Origin of the sequence: Salinicola sp. MH3R3-1 (assembly GCF_001937155.1) — a bacterium.
Classification (GTDB): Bacteria; Pseudomonadota; Gammaproteobacteria; order Pseudomonadales; family Halomonadaceae; genus Salinicola; species Salinicola halophyticus.
This window is the reverse complement of sequence record NZ_MSDP01000054.1, coordinates 1-1,246: the sequence shown is the minus strand read 5'-3', so window position 1 is coordinate 1,246 and position 1,246 is coordinate 1. Positions and strand designations below refer to the sequence as shown.

The 1,246-nt window shown below is 63.4% G+C and carries 1 protein-coding gene; it reads right to left on the bottom strand.

Annotation, left to right across the window (positions count from 1 at the left end; genetic code table 11):
- On the bottom strand, nt 1-1,246 hold a 1,246-nt coding region (locus tag BTW08_RS18180; protein WP_210403278.1), incomplete at both ends, for an EF-hand domain-containing protein.

Below are 1,246 nucleotides of genomic sequence, written 5' to 3'. Positions count from 1 at the left end.
CGCCAATCGTAGCGAACGTGTTTATCCATGCTCGCTAACTGGCCCAGCGTTCTGTCCGTCAGCCCTGAAATGTCGCCGGTGTTATCGCCTGTCCGGTCGGTGGACTGGCGAAGCGCCTCGAGACGCGTGATCTGTCCATCGCCGTTCACGTCCAGCGTGCGGAATATCTGGCGGAGCTGGTCGTCTGATGCGATGCCGGATAGCGCTCGGCGCATCTCGTCGAACGTGATAACGCCATCCAGGTTCAGATCAATCGAATCGAACAGAGGTGCCAAAGACGCCGCGATTGCCCCAGGAAGTCCCGCAGTCGCCTCACGCTGTGCCTCTGCGAGTGTGATGAGGCCATCGCCGTTCGCGTCCAGCGTCTCGACGAGCTTGGTGATCTCGGCGTCAGTGGCTTTGCCTGCCAGCGCCTCGCGCACCTGGCTAACGGTCAGGACCGTACTTGCCAAGCCGCCGAATTCCTTCTGAAGGGAGCGAACCAGGCTGGACGTGGTGTCAGCGGCAGCGAGTTCGGTGGCACTGATCATGCCGTCGCCGTTGGCGTCGACCCGACCGATCAGGGACGAGATCTCGGCATCGGTGGCTTTGCCTGCGAGCGCCGAGCGGATCTGGCCACCCGTGAGCATTTGGTTCGAGAGATCCCCAAACTGGTCGCGCAGCGTGCCGACGAGGTTGGATGTCGTATCGGCGGCAGCGAGCTCGGTGGCACTGATCATGCCGTCGCCGTTGGCGTCGACTCGACCGATCAGGGACGAGATCTCGGCATCGGTGGCTTTGCCAGCCAGCGCTCCGCGCACCTGGCTAACGGTCAGCGCCTTATCACCGGCTGCACGCATCGTCTCGACGAGGGATGCCGAGAGACGAGACGTGGTGTCCAGGTTCTTCGTAATGGCCGCTTTGAGCGCGGTCTTCGTGCCATCACCGTTCAAGTCGATGGCGGTCGCCAGCGAGTCGGTCTGGCCTGCGATCTGCTTCGCGAATTCGTCGCTCAAGAACTGCTCAGGGGAGAGCTGTTCGGGTAGCTGGGAGAGCGCGGTCTCGATTCTGTCGATGACCGTCGCGGTCTCGCCGCCGCTTCCGCTCCAGTTGCGCTGGGCTGACATGTATCGATCGGCGTACTGGGTGATCGAATTCAACGCTTCGCGGTCGCCGCCGCGAGCAGCTTCGAGCTGCTCGCGGAATGCACCGCCGGCAGCGGCGAGCTGGTCGGCTGGCGAAGCCGCGCCGGCACTCGTGCTCTTGA